Origin of the sequence: Salinicoccus siamensis (genome assembly GCF_042429615.1) — a bacterium.
Lineage (GTDB): Bacteria > Bacillota > Bacilli > Staphylococcales > Salinicoccaceae > Salinicoccus > Salinicoccus siamensis.
In genome coordinates this window covers 35413-52514 of sequence record NZ_JBHMAH010000012.1, presented here as the reverse complement: position 1 = coordinate 52514, position 17102 = coordinate 35413, and the positions used below count along the sequence as shown (strand labels likewise).

20 protein-coding genes are annotated in these 17102 nt (G+C 39.4%); all 20 read right to left on the bottom strand.

The annotated features are described in order from the left end of the window. Positions 1-209: 209 nt before the first annotated feature. On the bottom strand, positions 210-806 hold the full coding sequence (locus ACFFLE_RS05710) for a Cap15 family cyclic dinucleotide receptor domain-containing protein (protein WP_380570172.1): 597 nt from the start codon (positions 804-806) through the stop codon (positions 210-212). A 2-nt stretch (positions 807-808) separates the two neighbouring features. After that, positions 809-1711, bottom strand: a complete 903-nt coding sequence (locus tag ACFFLE_RS05705; protein ID WP_380570171.1) for a nucleotidyltransferase domain-containing protein — start codon at positions 1709-1711, stop codon at positions 809-811. A 290-nt stretch (positions 1712-2001) separates the two neighbouring features. Beyond that, on the bottom strand, positions 2002-6336 hold the full coding sequence (locus tag ACFFLE_RS05700) for an Eco57I restriction-modification methylase domain-containing protein (protein ID WP_380570170.1): 4335 nt from the start codon (positions 6334-6336) through the stop codon (positions 2002-2004). After that, the gene (locus ACFFLE_RS05695) at positions 6329-7096 is read right to left on the bottom strand and encodes a DNA methyltransferase family protein (RefSeq protein ID WP_380570169.1); all 768 of its coding nucleotides are present in this window, start codon (positions 7094-7096) and stop codon (positions 6329-6331) included. Before ACFFLE_RS05695 ends, ACFFLE_RS05700 begins: the two co-directional genes overlap by 8 nt. 237 nt (positions 7097-7333) lie before the next feature. Further along, positions 7334-7726, bottom strand: a complete 393-nt coding sequence (gene rpsI, locus ACFFLE_RS05690) for a 30S ribosomal protein S9 (protein WP_344701532.1) — start codon at positions 7724-7726, stop codon at positions 7334-7336. 18 nt (positions 7727-7744) lie between these two features. Next, the gene (gene rplM / locus ACFFLE_RS05685) at positions 7745-8182 is read right to left on the bottom strand and encodes a 50S ribosomal protein L13 (protein WP_380570168.1); all 438 of its coding nucleotides are present in this window, start codon (positions 8180-8182) and stop codon (positions 7745-7747) included. Positions 8183-8352: 170 nt separating this feature from the next. Next, a complete protein-coding gene (gene truA / locus ACFFLE_RS05680; protein WP_380570167.1) occupies positions 8353-9132 on the bottom strand; it encodes a tRNA pseudouridine(38-40) synthase TruA in 780 nt (259 codons plus the stop codon). Positions 9133-9142: 10 nt separating this feature from the next. Then, a complete protein-coding gene (locus ACFFLE_RS05675) occupies positions 9143-9940 on the bottom strand; it encodes an energy-coupling factor transporter transmembrane component T family protein (protein WP_380570166.1) in 798 nt (265 codons plus the stop codon). Next, positions 9930-10793, bottom strand: a complete 864-nt coding sequence (locus tag ACFFLE_RS05670) for an energy-coupling factor transporter ATPase (RefSeq protein ID WP_380570165.1) — start codon at positions 10791-10793, stop codon at positions 9930-9932. Before ACFFLE_RS05670 ends, ACFFLE_RS05675 begins: the two co-directional genes overlap by 11 nt. Continuing rightward, on the bottom strand, positions 10790-11578 hold the full coding sequence (locus ACFFLE_RS05665; protein ID WP_380570164.1) for an energy-coupling factor transporter ATPase: 789 nt from the start codon (positions 11576-11578) through the stop codon (positions 10790-10792). The genes ACFFLE_RS05670 and ACFFLE_RS05665 overlap by 4 nt, the downstream gene beginning before the upstream one ends. 144 nt (positions 11579-11722) lie before the next feature. Continuing rightward, entirely contained in the window at positions 11723-12118 is a 396-nt protein-coding gene (gene rplQ / locus ACFFLE_RS05660) for a 50S ribosomal protein L17 (RefSeq protein WP_344701545.1), read from the bottom strand. 29 nt (positions 12119-12147) lie between these two features. Further along, the gene (locus ACFFLE_RS05655) at positions 12148-13092 is read right to left on the bottom strand and encodes a DNA-directed RNA polymerase subunit alpha (protein ID WP_380570163.1); all 945 of its coding nucleotides are present in this window, start codon (positions 13090-13092) and stop codon (positions 12148-12150) included. A gap of 87 nt (positions 13093-13179) precedes the next feature. Continuing rightward, on the bottom strand, positions 13180-13569 hold the full coding sequence (rpsK, locus tag ACFFLE_RS05650; RefSeq protein ID WP_344701549.1) for a 30S ribosomal protein S11: 390 nt from the start codon (positions 13567-13569) through the stop codon (positions 13180-13182). A 22-nt stretch (positions 13570-13591) separates the two neighbouring features. Continuing rightward, positions 13592-13957: a 30S ribosomal protein S13 gene (rpsM, locus tag ACFFLE_RS05645; RefSeq protein ID WP_344701551.1), complete on the bottom strand. Its 366-nt coding sequence runs from the start codon at positions 13955-13957 to the stop codon at positions 13592-13594. 24 nt (positions 13958-13981) lie between these two features. Then, on the bottom strand, positions 13982-14095 hold the full coding sequence (gene rpmJ, locus ACFFLE_RS05640) for a 50S ribosomal protein L36 (protein ID WP_017473641.1): 114 nt from the start codon (positions 14093-14095) through the stop codon (positions 13982-13984). 30 nt (positions 14096-14125) lie between these two features. Next, a complete protein-coding gene (infA, locus tag ACFFLE_RS05635) occupies positions 14126-14344 on the bottom strand; it encodes a translation initiation factor IF-1 (protein WP_017547668.1) in 219 nt (72 codons plus the stop codon). A 150-nt stretch (positions 14345-14494) separates the two neighbouring features. Further along, on the bottom strand, positions 14495-15142 hold the full coding sequence (locus ACFFLE_RS05630; protein WP_380570162.1) for an adenylate kinase: 648 nt from the start codon (positions 15140-15142) through the stop codon (positions 14495-14497). 11 nt (positions 15143-15153) lie between these two features. Next, on the bottom strand, positions 15154-16452 hold the full coding sequence (secY, locus tag ACFFLE_RS05625) for a preprotein translocase subunit SecY (RefSeq protein WP_380570161.1): 1299 nt from the start codon (positions 16450-16452) through the stop codon (positions 15154-15156). Continuing rightward, positions 16452-16892, bottom strand: coding sequence for a 50S ribosomal protein L15 (gene rplO / locus ACFFLE_RS05620; protein WP_344701558.1), 441 nt, complete (start codon positions 16890-16892; stop codon positions 16452-16454). The genes secY and rplO overlap by 1 nt, the downstream gene beginning before the upstream one ends. A 24-nt stretch (positions 16893-16916) precedes the next feature. Beyond that, positions 16917-17096, bottom strand: coding sequence for a 50S ribosomal protein L30 (gene rpmD / locus ACFFLE_RS05615; RefSeq protein ID WP_344701560.1), 180 nt, complete (start codon positions 17094-17096; stop codon positions 16917-16919). Positions 17097-17102 lie beyond the last annotated feature (6 nt).

Below are 17102 nucleotides of genomic sequence, written 5' to 3'. Positions count from 1 at the left end.
AATGATATCACTTGAACCAATTTGAACCAACATGATAGATGTTAGTTGAATACATTTTGTTAATATATAATCTACTGTTATATAAAAGTTTGTGGATTTAAATAAATCATATATTAATTATTAAAAATTCATAATTTTAGACCCCTAGACACAATAGTATATAGCAAAGCCATCCTGTTTTTTTACATTAAGTTTTATCTATTTAATAATCAGGATCTTTTTGATAGTGTGAGTTTTCCATGATTTTTGTTATTGGTTGGATCATTAAAATAATGCCCTTCCATTGAATCTTCATTTATTTCTAAACTCGCATAACCTCGGTGGTTGCTAGTACCTATTTCATAATATTGAGGGTCTTTATCATTATAATAAGAATAAAGTAACTTAATTCCTCCACCTTCATTAATTTTTAATGATGCTGTATTACTCGATGACTTAGAATGATTAAATTTTCCTCTAATACAAATCTTTGACCATGTTTGTTCGATAATCAGAATAACCGGAAAACTCTCGTCAAAATTATGAAAAGAAGATCGAAATTCTCCTTTCCATTTACCATTCAAATCGGGAACTTTTACTATTCCGATTGTTTTAAGAAACTTCCATTTCCAAATAAATTTATTGAATAAAGAATGTAAAATACCAAAAATACCTATTGCAGTAATCGACACAGTAAACTCTATGAAAGGAATTTTTTCTATTAATACATTTAAGAGGGTAGCGATTATACCTGAAAATAAAATTGATAATGCTGACAAGTAAAAAAGAATTTTGTTATGTTCTACATCAATACTGTATTCATGCATACTTACCACTCGTTCCAAAGATTAATAGTTTGTGTGAGAAATGTATATGCGTCCTCTTCATTCCATTGTTCTTGACTCTCCCCAAACAACTTAATTTGTTCATTTTGACATATAAATTGTGAAAATGAACCATTGTTATCTTGTAACCATTTAGTAACATCGTAAACTCTTGTGGAAACGTTAATGTTATCAAAACATTTATCTGGTACATTATAAAGTAAATTCTCTATAAAATACGAAGGGGCTTGCTCTTTGTTGATCATATCTTTTTCGATCAACTTTCTTTTAATGTTTTTAAATATTCTTACCACAGGTTTATACTTCTTATTAACTCGTTGATTTTTAGCAGCACCTTTTGAATAGTGTTCTTTTGGATAATTAACTACGTCACGATTTTCATTAGTGGTATAGAATTTTATTCCAGGAATATATTCTCTATCTTCTTCATTTTCACCAAATGAAGTATATTTACGATACTCAAAACAAGGAACTACATCAGCTTCATAACTTCCGTTGTCTATTTTTATAGATTTGTTACCAACTTCTACATTATACGAACCAAAAGCATTTTCAAGTGTCTCTATCAATTCGTTTTTAAAATCCTGCCAAGTGTAAGTAGCATTACTGAATGTACGTTTATAAATAGTCGTCTCATATGCATCTAAATCGGAAATATCGCTAAAAAAAGTAGCATTATGTTGAACAACGACATCAACATCACTATTCCCATATATATTTGTATTATTTCTATATGAGCCTTGAAGATAAATATCAAGCTGATTCTTTCTTGTAATTCTCGAATCAGATTCAGTAAGTTTTTTTTCTATTTTTTCTCTTAAAGATTTCGGTGTTTGCGTGGCTCCTTGGTTTGACCAAGATTCTAGTGTTGATATAGGTATAACCATTATTAACCCCCCTTATTTTTTTACAATTCAATAAGATAAGTATAACATAGCCTTACTATACTATTAATTAGAAAAATTCAGTTTAAGGATTATCTATTACTTCTATACATTCTATTGTTCTTATTAAAGAAAACCAGGACCGGCTGGGTCCTGGGTAGAATCGAGAATAGTAGAATCAACTAGAGCGAGCAAAAAATTTTGGAAGTCACTATGATTGCACTATGCTGGTATTTTTGTAATATATTACTATGTTATTTAAAATTCTTGGTATTACTTAAATATATTATTGGCTAATCCATTGGTTTTACATTGTCTTCAATAAATCTTATTTCTTCTTTGATTAAAGAATACTTTTCATAGAGTTGTTGATCAATTTCAGAAATAGATTTTGACCAATCAATTTTCGATGTAGACGTAAAGTCCTCAATTGGAATGTTTTTCCAGACTTCTTTTGTTTGATTGTGTTGAGTTATTTTCATAGAACCAAGCAACGCTCGCACAAATTTTGTCTTAATATACTTTAATACATTTTCTGCTGTCGACCTTTCATCGAAAGATCCGAAAGAAATAAATGTTTGTGTATAGCCAATAAATGGTTCGCCTATAATAGGAGTAGATAAGGTTTCGCCAAATGCCCCTGTACCATTTGTTGCAGGAAGAATAACTTTATATTTTTCTAAATTAGGATGACTCTCAATATAATCTTTATTAATCCAATTAAATATGCGCAATCCATTTTTACGACCTAAAATTTGAATTTGACCATTACTTTGCTTCGTATCAAAGAAAATCTCAGGAATCTTTTCAAAAACATTAGAACCAATAGCTTTTTCCTCATTTTTTGACACTCTACCTTTTAAAGAAGGGTTATCTTCATAAATTTTAGATGTGAATTTATAACTACTTTTTCCGTAAAGAAGGTTATTAAATGAATAAAAATTCTCGTTTAATACTTTATCTAATATTGAATTTAATTCTTCTATATGAGTAAAAGTGCCTATAGCACCGAAATCCTTATTTGTATCACGGTAAGTTACTGCAATTCCACCTTTTATATCAGTATTGGAAAAAACATTAGCTGAATTCTGTTCGTAGTACAAAACTTTCAAATGTTTATCATTTAACATTTTTTCATTCCATTTTTTTGGAGTTTGGCCTGCATTAAATAAAAATCTAGCAGGGGTTACAAAACAGACTTTGCTTGCTATTTTATAGGATTCTTCCATAAATTTATTATAAATTGGTTCATCTCTTGCTACCTCTCCAACGCCTTCATTCTGGTAAGGAGGATTTCCTATTATAACATCGAACTTCAAATCACCATCTCCAAATATTTTATCAACACTTGATGCTAATGTTTCTTGTCTTGCTAATTCCATTGTATTTTCTAAAATCAAGTTTTGATTTGATACATAATCTACCCCATTAAATATGAAATTCTTAACTATATTGTAAATTATATTGTTAGGTGCACACACGTATATTTGATTTTCCATAATCCATCTAATACGTTCTTGCTGGTTAGGGATCTGTTCTTTCAATCCAATGTTTAGCTTCTTCACTATCTCTGTAATGTACAATCCACTTTTAGCATATAAATCAGCAAATTTCATTGTTTTGATAGAGAATATACCCGGATTCTCTTCCTCTAATTTATTGACCATTTTTTTAACTACTCTTTTTGGAGTGAATATTTGATTCGTTTTCTGTGGTGGAATATAATCAAAAATATCTTCTTCCAAACTATCATCAAAGTAATTTGCCAAACGTTTCTTAGTATCTAAGAACTCTTGTATACTTGCATTGAAAACTACTTCGTTGAATAAACCATGAACGACTTTTATTTCTCCTTCATCATCCTCGTATTCAAAGCCATCACGGAGCTTCTTGAATTCTTCAATTGTGATACTTGTAAGGTCTTCAAAGGTAGCTTCATCGATATGCTTTTCAAAGTTTGCTAATTCCGTATTTTCATCACCATACGCCATTAAGAACGCAGGTATTGTACGGGCAAAACCTCGTAGATGATCCCGTACATCATCTTCTGTTGTTTTCTTTTTCTTTTCTTCTACTTTTTCTATTTGCTCTTCTACAACAGTATTGATTGTATTTTCTACTTCTTTGTTAATTTCCTTAGAGAAAGTTTCTTCAATCTTTTGCTTTTCTTCTTCATATTGTTCAATTACTACTTTTAACTCTTCTTCATCTTCTCTCTCTTCTGCTTCTTGCTTCCGTTTTTCGTATTTTGCTTTTATTTCATTAACCTGGTTGCCCAAAGACAGACTTTTCTCAGTTATAACGTCCTCAATAGAATTATTTACTGAATTTTGTAATCGATCAGCTTGTACTTTGTTCAGCTTGAAAGAGTTCTTTAAGTTACTGAAACCATCAGAAAATGATGTGGTTATATCTTCTGCAAGCTTTTTAATGGATTCTTTTTGTTTTTCCTCAACCTCTTCCAAGGATGATACCACTTCATCCACCACTTCAATTGATGAATATATTTTATCTCCAAACAGTTCATTTGATTTACCCAATACAACTTCTTTTGGTATCTCTACTTCTCCCTCTTCATTTAAATGAGGATCAGTGATGGAGACATCACGCGGCTTATCCAATCTTTTATTTTTTTCAGGCGGTATTTTATCTAGAATTTCTTTAAATGGTGAATCTCCTGAAAAAATGCCTGATATATTAGCAAATAGTAAATTGCTCATGAATCCTCTTTTTACTACTTCCCTTGAGGTGATACGAGTTGGAATCGTTAAAACTTCAGAAGCGTTTATTTCATGCATTGAACCATTTTCATCTTCAGCAATGACTGGAAAGAAATTTAATAGCTTCTTAATTTTACTCTTTCTTTCCTCACTTGTCTTAGAACCTCCACTAGATAAGTTGTTAGCAAAATCATCATAGAGTCTTAATGTTCGATCTGGTGAAAAGTCAAATATATAAGCATTCTCTTTACGAAAGCGTGCTCCCTCTTTGTCGTATTCAAAAGGGTTCTGTGACCTGAACGCAGCTTGAAAATACAAACTAGGAGATTCAATATTGTTTAACATGAATACAGCTGTCCATTCTGGTATCGTTACACCAGTTGTCAGTTGTCCTACAGAAAGTGTTATTGTCTTATCATTTTGTTCAATTGCATTTCTCACTTTATCAAAGCTTTTTGTATTTTCTTTTAAATCAAGCGCCTCTGCTTCTACTCCATCATTTAGGCTCACACCATCTCCTGCTGCAAGGACGATATTATAATCTTTAAAAGTAGGATGAGCATTTAACAGCTGTTCAAGTGCTTTGGCTGCATTAACACGAGGTAAAAGCCAAAATGTATGATTTAATTCATTACGATATTGATTTTCGGAAAACGGAAATTTGCCAGAAGACAGATTGTCTAAAAAGCGAATCACGCTTTTTTCATACTCAAATCGGCCATTTTCTTTCACTCTAAAAAATTCGTTTAAATCAAATGCATAATCGACATTTTTCTCTTCTTCTATTGTTAGTCCTGCAGACACTTCATCTTCAACCATTTTACTCATTTGGTACGTAAACAAATTTAACGTAGGCAAGCTTTCATAAGGGTTGCCGCCAATTGTTGCATCCCAATTTTCATTAGCCTCTTGTTCATCTACATAGGACCAATTGAATATTTGTTCTTGAGAAAAATCACCTTTGGCTAAAGCTTTAAACGGAGTACCTGATAAATGCAGGGTAAAGTCTCTTTTTAATTGACTAAAAGCTATGTCAGTTTTTCTAGTATCTATTCCTTCGTGAGCCTCATCAATTACGAGCAGATCCCAGTTCAGGCCAGCTAGCCACTCTAATTTTTTATATACGCCTCCTGCAAACTCTGCACCTTTTAAATCCTGCAATGAAATAAAGGCAATTTGTGTAGGATTATCATGATTAGTTGTATTTATATATTCAAGATACTGATCTCTCGTCATCCCTTTTCCATTCAATGCATCTGTTTCTGACACGAACTTCATCTGTGGTTCTTGCCAAGCGATAAATTTTTGGAAATCATCATACCACGAGTTAGCGATTGCTGGTCTATTCGTTACAATTAAGACATTCGTTGCCTTAAGGTTTCTAATAAAATCATATGTTGTTAGTGTTTTCCCAAAACGTGGTTTTGCATTCCATAAAAACTCTCTGGGTCCCTGCTTACTTTGATAATATTCATATGTTTTTTCAACAGCTTGCTGCTGTTCATTTCTTAGTATATAATCCGAATGCTTATCATCAATTTGTACCTCATCGTAATCACGGTTAATAAACTTATTCGTTAACTCTTCAGCTTTCTCCAATCTTCCATTAAAATAGAACCACTCACTAGCACGATCATTAAAGTTTTTCTTTGGGATGCCATTTTGAATTAGAAATCTATGTAAATCTTTATCACGAAACCATTCCCCATCTGATTTCTGTGCTTTTTTCTCAAATAAAACTTCAGGGTTTAATCCAGCGGTGCCTACTTGCTCAAAAATCCTTGTAACTGCTTCACGTGTCGTGTCTCCTATTTTTACGTAGCCCTCATGAGTTGGAACTTCAGGTAAGGTATAACCATACACTTTATATTCAATTTCACTAAAAGGTTTAATTATTGTCTTATCCATCATTTTCCTCCATTTCTGCTTTATATACATCTACAATATTAACAGGTATATAACGCATTTCTTTTGAAATTTCATCATCAATATCTTCTTCTAATAAATCAAACATGTCCATTTGCTCAGGTTGATGTATAGATTTATTTGTTAATTTATCAAGAACCTTCCCTGATTCCTTCTCTATATTTTCATATACCTCATCCAAGGTGTATTCTGTTCTCTGTACTTTTATTATTTTGGTTGTTTTCTTCAGGTTGATTGGAACCCATTCACTGAATACCAACGGCTTCCCATCTACCGCTTCTCTAGTTAAAAAGTTCCCTTGGCAAATGTTAGATGAAATGATTTCTTTTGCACTATCTAATACATTTTTTCTTACCTTTCCATTATGATGGTTAGCTTGTTTTTGATATACTTCATAATATTCTTGAAACATATTTAAAGCGCATGTCTGTGCATTATCTTCTAGCAACTCAATACCATAAAGACTTGATAAAGCTAACAGGGAGTAGTTCTCGAATTGCCTTAAATCACTATTGTATTGTTTGGCAACCATATTGAGTTTCCTATTAAGAATAGAAACTAGGAAAACACCTTCCCCAGCAGAAGGTTCTAGAAATGTAGACAGTAAGTTTTCACATGCTTCTTTTACTCCTGGTGTATCCAACATTTGATTTACTATCCTCTTCGGTGTGAACACTTCTCCATGCTTCTGTACACGAAGCTTACATTTAATCCCTACCTCTATTTCTTCCACTTTTAACATTCCCTCTTTCTTGGGTACCTCTATTTATAAAATGTCGTCTTTCTATCTATTTTACCATATAACAAAAATATGGAAATTTATTCCTATTTTAAATGGCTATAGCTCAATTTTACTAAAATGGCTTATTAAATATTATACATAATTTATCACGCCTTAAGAACTATATACAACCTCACTCCCAAAACAAAAAAGCACTCCCCAATCTTTGGGGAGTGCTTTCCAATATATATAAATATATTAACGTTTTGAGAACTGTGGTGAGCGACGGGCTTTCTTGAAGCCGTATTTGTAACGCTCTTTCATACGTGGGTCACGTGTAAGGAGGCCTGCTCTCTTAAGGGGACCGCGGTTTTCCGGGTCTGCTTCCAGAAGTGCTCTGGCGATACCGTGACGGATTGCCTGTGCTTGTCCTGTGAAGCCGCCACCTTTAACGTTTACCAATACATCGTAGTTACCTTGTGTTTCAGTAACCGCGAATGGCTGGTTCAAGTCCAGTATAAGACTTTCGAATGGGAGATAATCCCTCATGTCACGACCGTTAACTGTGACATTGCCTTCACCTGGTACGAGACGTACACGCGCTACTGCATTTTTACGACGACCTGTTCCTGTATATTCTACTTTAGCCAATGAATTAACCTCCTATCCTTAACCGCGAAGTTCGTATTTTTCTGGTTTTTGTGCTTCATGCTTGTGCTCGCTTCCAGCATATACATGAAGTTTCTTGCCCTGTGCACGTCCAAGTCTGTTCTTAGGCAGCATGCCTTTGATGGAATTTTCCAAAAGACGTACCGGGTTCTTTTCCCTAAGGTCGCCTGCAGAGATGGATCTGATTCCACCTGGGTGACCTGTGTGTCTGTAGTACATTTTATCCTGGGCTTTATTACCCGTCATTTCAATTTTTCCTGCATTGATGATGATGACGTTGTCACCTGTATCAACGTGTGGTGTGTATGTGGCTTTGTTCTTGCCACGTAGTATCGCAGCGACTTCAGAAGAGAGACGGCCGAGCGTCTGTCCTTCTGCATCGACAACATACCATTTACGTTCAATGTTAGCTTCATTAGCCATGAATGTTTGACGCATTTCCAGTCCTCCTAAATATATCAGTAGTGCGCGTTAATTGCTCTTAAAATTTTTAAAAAGCTTCGTTTGCTTTATATCTGTATGCACAATAAGTTTCCGGGGCTTATCGTGGGTGATATAAAATTATACCGTTGTCTATGATAACCCTAATCGCTCATTTTGTCAATGTGTCACCGGGGGATTTTTAAATTTTCCAATGCGTCATTGCGTGCTTTTTCATCTAAAAATACCCTCTCCAAATACAACCCTTCCGCGGGGGCGGTCTTCGGCACCAGCGTGCGGTCTTTTGCCGCAATTATGCTTGGAGTTTTCTCAGCTTCCCATCTGCCTTGGCCGACTTCAAGCACATAGGCGACGAGGATACGAACCATATTATAGAGGAAACCGGAGCCGATTATCAGGAAATCATAGCCATTATCGGTCTTTATCAATTCAAAAGCGTAGATGTGCCTGACTTTGTTTTCTATGGGTGATTTGGCGCTTGAGAAGCTTGTAAAATCATGTGTACCGATAAAATACGACATCGCCTGTCTCATCTTACTTTCCGAGAGTGCATAAGGATAATATGTCTTCAAGCCTTTCTCAAAAGGGTCGCGTACTGCTCCCTGATAGATGCGGTAACGATAGATTTTGCCGTGTGAGTGGTATCTCACATGGTAATCGGAATCGATCGCTTGTACGCGATGGATGGCGATATCATCAGGCATAGCACTGTTCAGTGCATGTTGCCACTTTGTTTCAGGGATTTTCAGGTCTGAGTCGAAGTGAAAGAACTGTTCTCGTGCATGTACACCGCTGTCTGTACGGCCGGCTGCATGAATCCTGACAGGTTTTTTATGCATACGTCCAAGAACCTTCTCCACTTCTCCCTGTACCGTACGTCCTTCCAACTGGTATTGGAAACCATTGAACCGGGAACCATTATAGCTGATTTTTACCAAGTATCGCATTCTTTACTCCTTACTGTCTGACTAGCCATAGTACGATGCCGAACAGAACGATGCATATGAGTGCTGCTGTGTCTTTGAACTGCCAATCGAGGATACGGTAGTGGGTGCGTCCTTCTTCGCCCTGATACCCCCTTACTTCCATTGCTACCGCCATTTCTTCTGCACGTTTGAAGGCAGAGATGAACAGGGGTATGAAGATCGGAAGCAGAGCTTCGAGCCTTGACTTCAGCCCGCCTGTCATAAATGTAGACCCCCGGGCGCTCTGAGCTTTGATTATTTTTTCCGTTTCATCCATCAGTGTCGGAATGAAACGGAGGCTGATTGACATCATCAATGCAATTTCATGTACAGGCACCCTAAGCTTTTTTAAGGGTTTGCACAATCGCTCTATAGCATCTGTAAGCTCCAGAGGACGTGTGGTGAGAGTCAGTATCGTCGTGATCAGTACAAGAAGCGCCAGACGGATGGTGATATATACCCCTCTGATGATACCTTCTGACTCTATTGTGAAGAAGCCACCGTCGATCAGGACTACTCCTCCTTTAGTCAGAAAAAGGTGCATCGAGAAGGTAAACAGAAGTATCAGGAATATAAGTTTCAATCCGTTGAAGAGGAAACGGAAGGAGAGCGCAGCGAGTTTGGTTGTGAATGCTACAAAAGTGACCAGCAGCGCATAACCTGTCCAATGGTTGGCGAAGAATACAATAATCATGAACAATACTACCGCCAAAATTTTTGCTCGGGGGTCCATCTTGTGTATGACACTCGAGCCGGGGATGTACCTGCCCAATAACATTTTACTCAGCATCCGCACTCCTCCGTTCTTCATAGAGGGCAATAAAATCTTCTATGTTGCGTGGCACGCTTTCGAAACTCCGGCCTTTCTTTTTCAGATCTTTCATGAGCCTGACAATATCCGGTGGTTCAAGTGCATTATTCTCAAGGATGCCAGAGTCCATCAAAAGATCTTCTGTGCGTCCCTCACGGACAAGATTCCCGCCGCTTAACAATTTAACTTGGTCGGTATATTCGAAGACGTCATTCATATCATGTGTGACGAGAATGATGGTAATCCCCATATCCTTATGAATCTGCTGAAAAAGGCGCATGGTCTCACTATGACTTTTTGGATCGAGCCCTGCTGTCGGCTCATCCAGGATAAGGACTTCAGGCTCCATTGCCAGTATACCGGCTATCGCCACCTTCCTCATCTGACCACCGGAGAGTTCAAACGGCGACTCCTTAAATAGGGAATTGTCTACATTCATCAATTCCAAATAATATTCCGCCTTTGATTTAGCCTCCTTTTCGCCTAGACCCATATTCTTCGGACCGAACATCACATCCTTCAGAACAGTCTCCTCAAACAACTGATGCTCGGGAAACTGGAAGACCATCCCTACGTGTTTTTTGACTTCGTGCACATATTTGTATTTCGTCTTTTTCCTTAACGCAAGGTCACCGGCGTATACCGTGCCGCTACTTGGCAATAATAGACCGTTTAAAGTTTGGATAAGCGTCGATTTGCCGCTCCCGGTGTGTCCGACGATCCCATAATATACGCCCTCTTCAAATGTCGTCGTAATATTGTTCAACGCCAAGTGTTCAAACGGAGTACTTTGGTGGTAGACAACTGTCAGGTTCTCTATATGGAGCTTCATAGGCGCGCCACCAGCTCTTCATATGACATGAATGAGCCATCCAACAGACCGTGGGATAACTTCATATTAAAAGGGAGTTCAAGACGACTCGCCACTAATGTATCAATGTCTCGATATATTTCCTCTACGGTCCCCTCACTGACTACTTTGCCGTCACCCATAACTATGGCATGATCACTGTGCTCGATTTCTGCCAGATCATGAGTGATGAATATAAGGGTCGTCTGGCGCTCCTTATGAATAGTCCTCAAGATTTTCATCACTTCCCGGCGCCCTTCAGGGTCGATCATCGAGGTTGCTTCATCCAAGATGAGGACATCCGGCGCCATGGCAAGCGCGCTGGCTATGGCGACCCGCTGTTTTTGCCCTCCTGATAGACGACTGGGTTCATGGTTCCTGAAATCGAGCATATTGACTGCTTTCAAAGCTGCCTCAGTCCGGATGATCATTTCCTCACGCGGCACCCCATCATTCTCAAGACCAAAGGCCACATCGTCCTCGACGGTCGCCCCCACAAATTGGTTGTCTGGGTTTTGAAAGACTATGGCAAAACGCTTACGAAGTGCCGATGCATTCGTATCGTCAAGCACTGTGCCGTCAACTGTAATGGTCCCCTCATACTCATTGATAATACCCATGAGGATTTTAACGAGTGTGCTCTTCCCTGAACCGTTGTGCCCTATGACGGATATCCAATCTCCTTGACGAAAGGATAGGGAGACATAATCCAATGCCTTATGTTCACTTGTCTTGTAGCCGTAAGCTACATTTTCCAGCCTGATCATATCTCCACCGCCATATTTATGTAATAAAAAAGCGCGTACCCTGCATAGGAGTCGCGCATATCTTGTGTATTGCCTGCAGGGTACGTTGAGCTAGACAATATGATGCAAATCACATTATCGTAACACTCATTCTGCTTTTATAATTTATGCTTCTTCAGCTTCAACCGCGCCTTGTACGAACTCGATAACTACCAGTTCTGCACCGTCGCCACGACGTTCACCAAGTTTCTTGATGCTTGTGTATCCGCCTTGACGGTCTTCAAAACGTGGTGCAATGTCTTCAAAGAGTTTTTGAAGCGCATGCTGGCTTGTCCCATCTTCTTTTGCAATCTCTACATTACGTACCGTTTGGCCTGCACGGCGTTTTGCCGCCAAGTCTCCACGTTTGCCGAGAGTAACAAGTTTGTCCACGATTCTGCGGAGTTCTTTGGCTCTCTGCTCAGTAGTAGTGATGCGTTCGTTGACGATAAGGGATGTCGCCAAGTCACGAAGCATTGCTTTTCTCTGGTCGGACGTACGTCCTAGTTTTCTGTAGCCCATTGAAATTTACCTCCTTTATCAGTCTTCTATCAGTCTTCGTTGCGGAGCCCCAAACCGAGGTCCTCGAGTTTGAATTTGACTTCTTCAAGAGACTTTCGTCCCAAGTTTCTTACTTTCATCATATCAGCTTCACTCTTGTCGGTCAGTTCTTGGACAGAGTTGATGCCTGCACGTTTCAGACAGTTGTAGGAACGTACTGACAGATCCAGTTCTTCAATTGACATCTCCAGAACTTTTTCTTTCTGATCTTCTTCTTTTTCAATCATGATTTCTGCATTCTGAGCTTCATCAGTAAGTCCGACGAAGATATTCAGATGTTCCGTCATGATTTTAGCTGCAAGGGACACAGCCTCCTGAGGTGTTATTGATCCATCAGTCCAGATGTCGAGAGTCAGTTTATCGAAGTTCGTCATTTGACCTACACGTGTATTTTCAACAGTGTAGTTGACACGTTCGACAGGTGTATAGATCGAGTCGATAGGGATGACGCCGATGGACATTTCGCTCTTGTTATTGACTTCAGCAAGAGTATAGCCTCTTCCACGGTTCGCTATCATGCGGATCTTCAACTGGCCTCCGTTTGAGACTGTCGCGATTTTCATGTCGCGGTTCAAAATCTCAACGTCACTATCATGGGTGATGTCACCTGCTGTAACAATGCCTTCACCACTAAAATCAATCTCAAGTGTTTTTTCTTCATCAGAATAGATTTTAAGTGCAAGCTTCTTGATGTTTGTGACGATGGTTGTAACATCTTCTACGACGTTATCTACAGTCGAGAATTCATGCAGCACATTTTCGATTTCTATCGTTTTGACTGCCGCACCAGGTAATGAAGATAACAGAATGCGACGTAAGGAGTTTCCAAGTGTTGTCCCATAGCCTCTTTCTAGAGGTTCGACAACAAACTTACCAAACTTAGAATCATCCGACATTTCAACTGTTTCAATTCTAGGTTTTTCGATTTCTATCATTTGTCTACTTATCCTCCCTTTAAACGTCGAAAATATTATGCAGCCACGTATATTACATTACACTCGGATTTTTCCTGTGACCAGTAATTATACACGGCGACGTTTAGGTGGACGGCAGCCATTGTGTGGTACAGGAGTGACATCTCTGATTGCTGTGATTTCAAGCCCTGCTGATTGCAGTGCACGGATTGCAGATTCACGGCCTGCACCAGGACCTTTTACTGTAACTTCAACAGTTTTGAGGCCATGCTCCATAGCAGCTTTTGAAGCTGTTTCAGAAGCCATCTGTGCAGCAAATGGTGTAGATTTCTTGGATCCTTTGAAGCCAAGTGCACCAGCTGAAGACCATGACAGTGCGTTACCGAAATCATCAGTAATCGTCACAATCGTATTGTTGAATGTTGAACGGATATGCGCTACGCCTGATTCAATATTCTTTTTCACTCTACGTTTACGTGTTTGTTGTCTACGAGCCATTTTTTCTCCTCCTTTTCCCTAATTATTTCTTCTTGTTAGCAACTGTTTTAACTGGACCTTTACGTGTGCGGGCATTGTTTTTTGTATGCTGTCCACGCACTGGCAGTCCGCGACGGTGCCTGATTCCCCTGTATGAGGCAATTTCCATCAAACGCTTTATGTTGAGGCTTTGCTCACGGCGAAGGTCACCTTCAATTTTGTACGTGTCGATGACTTCACGGACTTTATTCAGTTCGTCATCAGTCAAATCTCTTACACGCGTGTCTTCAGACACACCTGCTTTACCAAGGATTTCCTGTGCTGTTGATTTACCGATACCGTAAATATAAGTGAGTGAGATTACGATGCGTTTTTCACGCGGTACGTCTACTCCTGCAATACGAGCCATATGTTACACCTCCGTTATTATATATTAGCCTTGCTTCTGTTTATGCTTAGGGTTCTCACAGATTACCATAACTTTGCCATTTCTGCGAATGACTTTGCATTTCTCACAGATAGGTTTGACTGATGGTCTTACTTTCATGTGTTTTACCTCCTTAGAATGTGGAGTCCATTATTTAAAACGATAAGTGATCCTGCCACGTGTCAAGTCGTACGGTGACATTTCTACTGTTACTTTATCTCCAGGAAGGATACGTATATAGTTCATGCGGATTTTGCCGGAAACATGTGCGAGAATCTCATGCCCATTTTCCAGTTCCACTTTGAACATGGCGTTCGGCAGTGTATCCAGCACTGTGCCTTCCAGTTCGATAACATCTTGTTTACTCATTGCAAATTCCCCCTTTACAGCTTCTAAACTCTTTTAGAAATTCACTTCAGGTGAAGATTGATCTACACTTAACGCCAAAATATGAACTAGGATATTTTCCGTTATCATACAAGTAATATTCACCCAAAGCGTCTGTAGAGGTGAATATCCCTATATACTCTGCAGAATCTCATCGACATCATCAAATACTTCATCGATATCTTGTGATCCATCCACTTTAACAAGAACACCTTGATTTTCATAGAAATCAAGCATCGGTGTTGTCTGATTGATGTTCACTTCTAGACGATTCGCAACTGTTTCAGGATTATCGTCTTCTCTCTGATACAACTTACCACCATCAAGGTCGCATACGCCTTCTTGCTTAGGTGGGTTGAACACCAGGTGATAAGTCGTGCCGCAAATTTCGCAGATGCGGCGCCCAGTCAAACGATTCATCAGTTCTTCTTCGGTCACTTCCACAAAAATCGTCCTATCGATCTTTGTCCCAAGCTCCTCCATGATGATGTTCAACGCTTCAGCCTGCTCCACGGTACGGGGGAAGCCATCCAGCAGGAAACCTTCCTTCGCATCGCTTTGGGCTAGACGTTCTTTTACAATGCCTATTGTAACTTCATCAGGCACCAGTTCACCCGCATCCATAAATGACTTTGCTTTTTTACCGAGTTCTGTTCCGTTTTTGATAGCAAGACGGAACATATCCCCAGTCGAGATGTGAGGGATCGGGTATTTTTTAATAATTTTGGAAGCCTGGGTGCCTTTTCCGGCACCAGGTAATCCCATCAAAATGATATTCATACGATTTCCTCCTACCTGCGCTTTCTGAAGCCACGATATTCTCTTTGGTTCGCCTGTGCTTCCAGTTGCTTCATAGTCTCAAGTGCCACACCAATCACGATCAGCAAGCTTGTTCCGCCAATCTGGATTGCCTGAGGCAGATCCATGAATTTGGTGATGAGCAGTGGAAGGATCGAAATTCCTGCAAGGAAGAGAGAACCTACGAATACGAGCCTGTAAAGCACCGAAGTGATGTACTCCTGAGTGTTTCTACCTGGGCGTATACCTGGGACATAACTCCCTTGCTTCTTGAGATTATCAGCCATTTTTTCAGGGTTGACCTGAACGAATGAATAGAAGTAAGTGAACGCGATAATCAGTGCGACATAGAATATCATGCCTATCCAATCGGTGGGGTCGGCGAGTCTCGCCACAGTCTGTGCCCAACCTGCATCAGGGAAGAACAGTGTCAAAGTCTGTGGCATCATGAAGAATGCCATAGCAAAGATAACTGGTATAACCCCTGCAGGGTTGACTTTAAGCGGCAGGAACGTTGACTGCGGCCCAAGTTGGGTCGAAGTCCTCTGGCGCTTGGCATATTGTACTGGGATTTTACGCACAGCCTGCAGTATAAAGACTGCGAATGCTGTAATAAGAACCAGCAATATGAACAAACCGACCATCTGTAGTACAGCCACTGTTGTGTCATCTGCACCTAAAAACTTCTGTTGGTACAGCTGTATGATTGAACTTGGCAGTATTCCGAGAATACCTGCAAATATGATGATTGAGATGCCATTGCCGACCCCATGGGTCGTAATCTGCTCCCCTAACCACATGAGGAACGCTGTTCCTGTAGTAAGGACGAGCGCAATCAGAAGATACGATGCAATGTTGTTGTTATCAAGAAGCATACCTTCAAACATCTGATTAAAAGCAAAGGACATTCCCAATGATTGAATGAACGCAAGTATTATTGTGAAATAACGAGTAAACTGACTCAGTTTACGCCTTCCTACTTCACCTTGACTGGCCCACTCGGCAAATTTTGGCACTACATCCATCTGTAGAAGCTGGACGACGATCGATGCCGTAATATAAGGCATGATCCCCATTGCCAAGATCGAGAAGTTCATCAGTGCGCCACCACCGAAGGTGTTCATTAGATCAAGCACGCCCTGTTGTCCTGCTCCGGCATCAAATACACTCGGGTCCACACCTGGAACCGGTATATAAGTGCCGATTTTGAAGATCACGAGCATTGCCAAAGTAAAGAGGATCTTACTTCGGATTTCTTTAATCCTAAAGAAATTGGAGATCGTGCTGATCATTAGATCACCTCGTAGCTTCCGCCCTGTTCCTCTATTGCTTTAGCAGCTGAACCAGAAAACTTATGAGCTTTAATTGTTAACTTTTTCTCAAGAGTGCCATTGCCAAGCACTTTGATACCAGATTTAGCATCCTTAACAATACCATTTTCTTTCAGCATTTCAGGTGTTACTTCAGTACCATCATCGAAGCGATTCAAATCGCTCAAATTAAGCACTGCATATTCTTTACGGTTGATGTTCGTAAATCCACGTTTAGGTATACGACGGAAAAGTGGTAGCTGTCCACCTTCAAACGTCGGATTCACTCCACCGCCTGAACGGGAGTTCTGACCATCATGACCACGTCCAGCTGTTTGTCCATTACCTGAAGACATACCGCGTCCGACGCGATGACGACTTTTACGTGCGCCTTCAACCGGCTTCATTTCATGTAGTTTCATCTCCGCACCTCCTATATAATATAATTATTTCTCTTCAACTGAGACCAGGTGATTAACCTTTGCGACTTGGCCTCTGAGTTGAGGTGTATCTTCCAACTCGACGGAATGATGCAGCTTTTTCAGTCCTAGTGAAGCAACTGTCTGCCTTTGTGTTTCAGTCTTTCCGATCAAGCTTTTTTTGAGGGTGATTTTAATTTTTGCCATGTCTGT

What these genes read in the sequence shown, in the direction of transcription:
- ACFFLE_RS05705 (WP_380570171.1), bottom strand. Translation starts at nt 1,711, where the DNA reads ATGGTTATACCTATATCAACACTAGAATCTTGGTCAAACCAAGGAGCC.
- ACFFLE_RS05675 (WP_380570166.1), bottom strand. Translation starts at nt 9,940, where the DNA reads ATGCTGAGTAAAATGTTATTGGGCAGGTACATCCCCGGCTCGAGTGTC.
- rplO (WP_344701558.1), bottom strand. Translation starts at nt 16,892, where the DNA reads ATGAAACTACATGAAATGAAGCCGGTTGAAGGCGCACGTAAAAGTCGT.
- ACFFLE_RS05665 (WP_380570164.1), bottom strand. Translation starts at nt 11,578, where the DNA reads ATGATCAGGCTGGAAAATGTAGCTTACGGCTACAAGACAAGTGAACAT.
- ACFFLE_RS05710 (WP_380570172.1), bottom strand. Translation starts at nt 806, where the DNA reads ATGCATGAATACAGTATTGATGTAGAACATAACAAAATTCTTTTTTAC.
- rpsM (WP_344701551.1), bottom strand. Translation starts at nt 13,957, where the DNA reads ATGGCTCGTATTGCAGGAGTAGACGTACCGCGTGAAAAACGCATCGTA.
- rplM (WP_380570168.1), bottom strand. Translation starts at nt 8,182, where the DNA reads ATGCGTCAAACATTCATGGCTAATGAAGCTAACATTGAACGTAAATGG.
- ACFFLE_RS05670 (WP_380570165.1), bottom strand. Translation starts at nt 10,793, where the DNA reads ATGAAGCTCCATATAGAGAACCTGACAGTTGTCTACCACCAAAGTACT.
- truA (WP_380570167.1), bottom strand. Translation starts at nt 9,132, where the DNA reads ATGCGATACTTGGTAAAAATCAGCTATAATGGTTCCCGGTTCAATGGT.
- secY (WP_380570161.1), bottom strand. Translation starts at nt 16,452, where the DNA reads ATGATCAGCACGATCTCCAATTTCTTTAGGATTAAAGAAATCCGAAGT.
- ACFFLE_RS05630 (WP_380570162.1), bottom strand. Translation starts at nt 15,142, where the DNA reads ATGAATATCATTTTGATGGGATTACCTGGTGCCGGAAAAGGCACCCAG.
- ACFFLE_RS05695 (WP_380570169.1), bottom strand. Translation starts at nt 7,096, where the DNA reads ATGTTAAAAGTGGAAGAAATAGAGGTAGGGATTAAATGTAAGCTTCGT.
- ACFFLE_RS05655 (WP_380570163.1), bottom strand. Translation starts at nt 13,092, where the DNA reads ATGATAGAAATCGAAAAACCTAGAATTGAAACAGTTGAAATGTCGGAT.
- infA (WP_017547668.1), bottom strand. Translation starts at nt 14,344, where the DNA reads ATGAGTAAACAAGATGTTATCGAACTGGAAGGCACAGTGCTGGATACA.
- ACFFLE_RS05700 (WP_380570170.1), bottom strand. Translation starts at nt 6,336, where the DNA reads ATGGATAAGACAATAATTAAACCTTTTAGTGAAATTGAATATAAAGTG.
- rplQ (WP_344701545.1), bottom strand. Translation starts at nt 12,118, where the DNA reads ATGGGCTACAGAAAACTAGGACGTACGTCCGACCAGAGAAAAGCAATG.
- rpsK (WP_344701549.1), bottom strand. Translation starts at nt 13,569, where the DNA reads ATGGCTCGTAGACAACAAACACGTAAACGTAGAGTGAAAAAGAATATT.
- rpmD (WP_344701560.1), bottom strand. Translation starts at nt 17,096, where the DNA reads ATGGCAAAAATTAAAATCACCCTCAAAAAAAGCTTGATCGGAAAGACT.
- rpmJ (WP_017473641.1), bottom strand. Translation starts at nt 14,095, where the DNA reads ATGAAAGTAAGACCATCAGTCAAACCTATCTGTGAGAAATGCAAAGTC.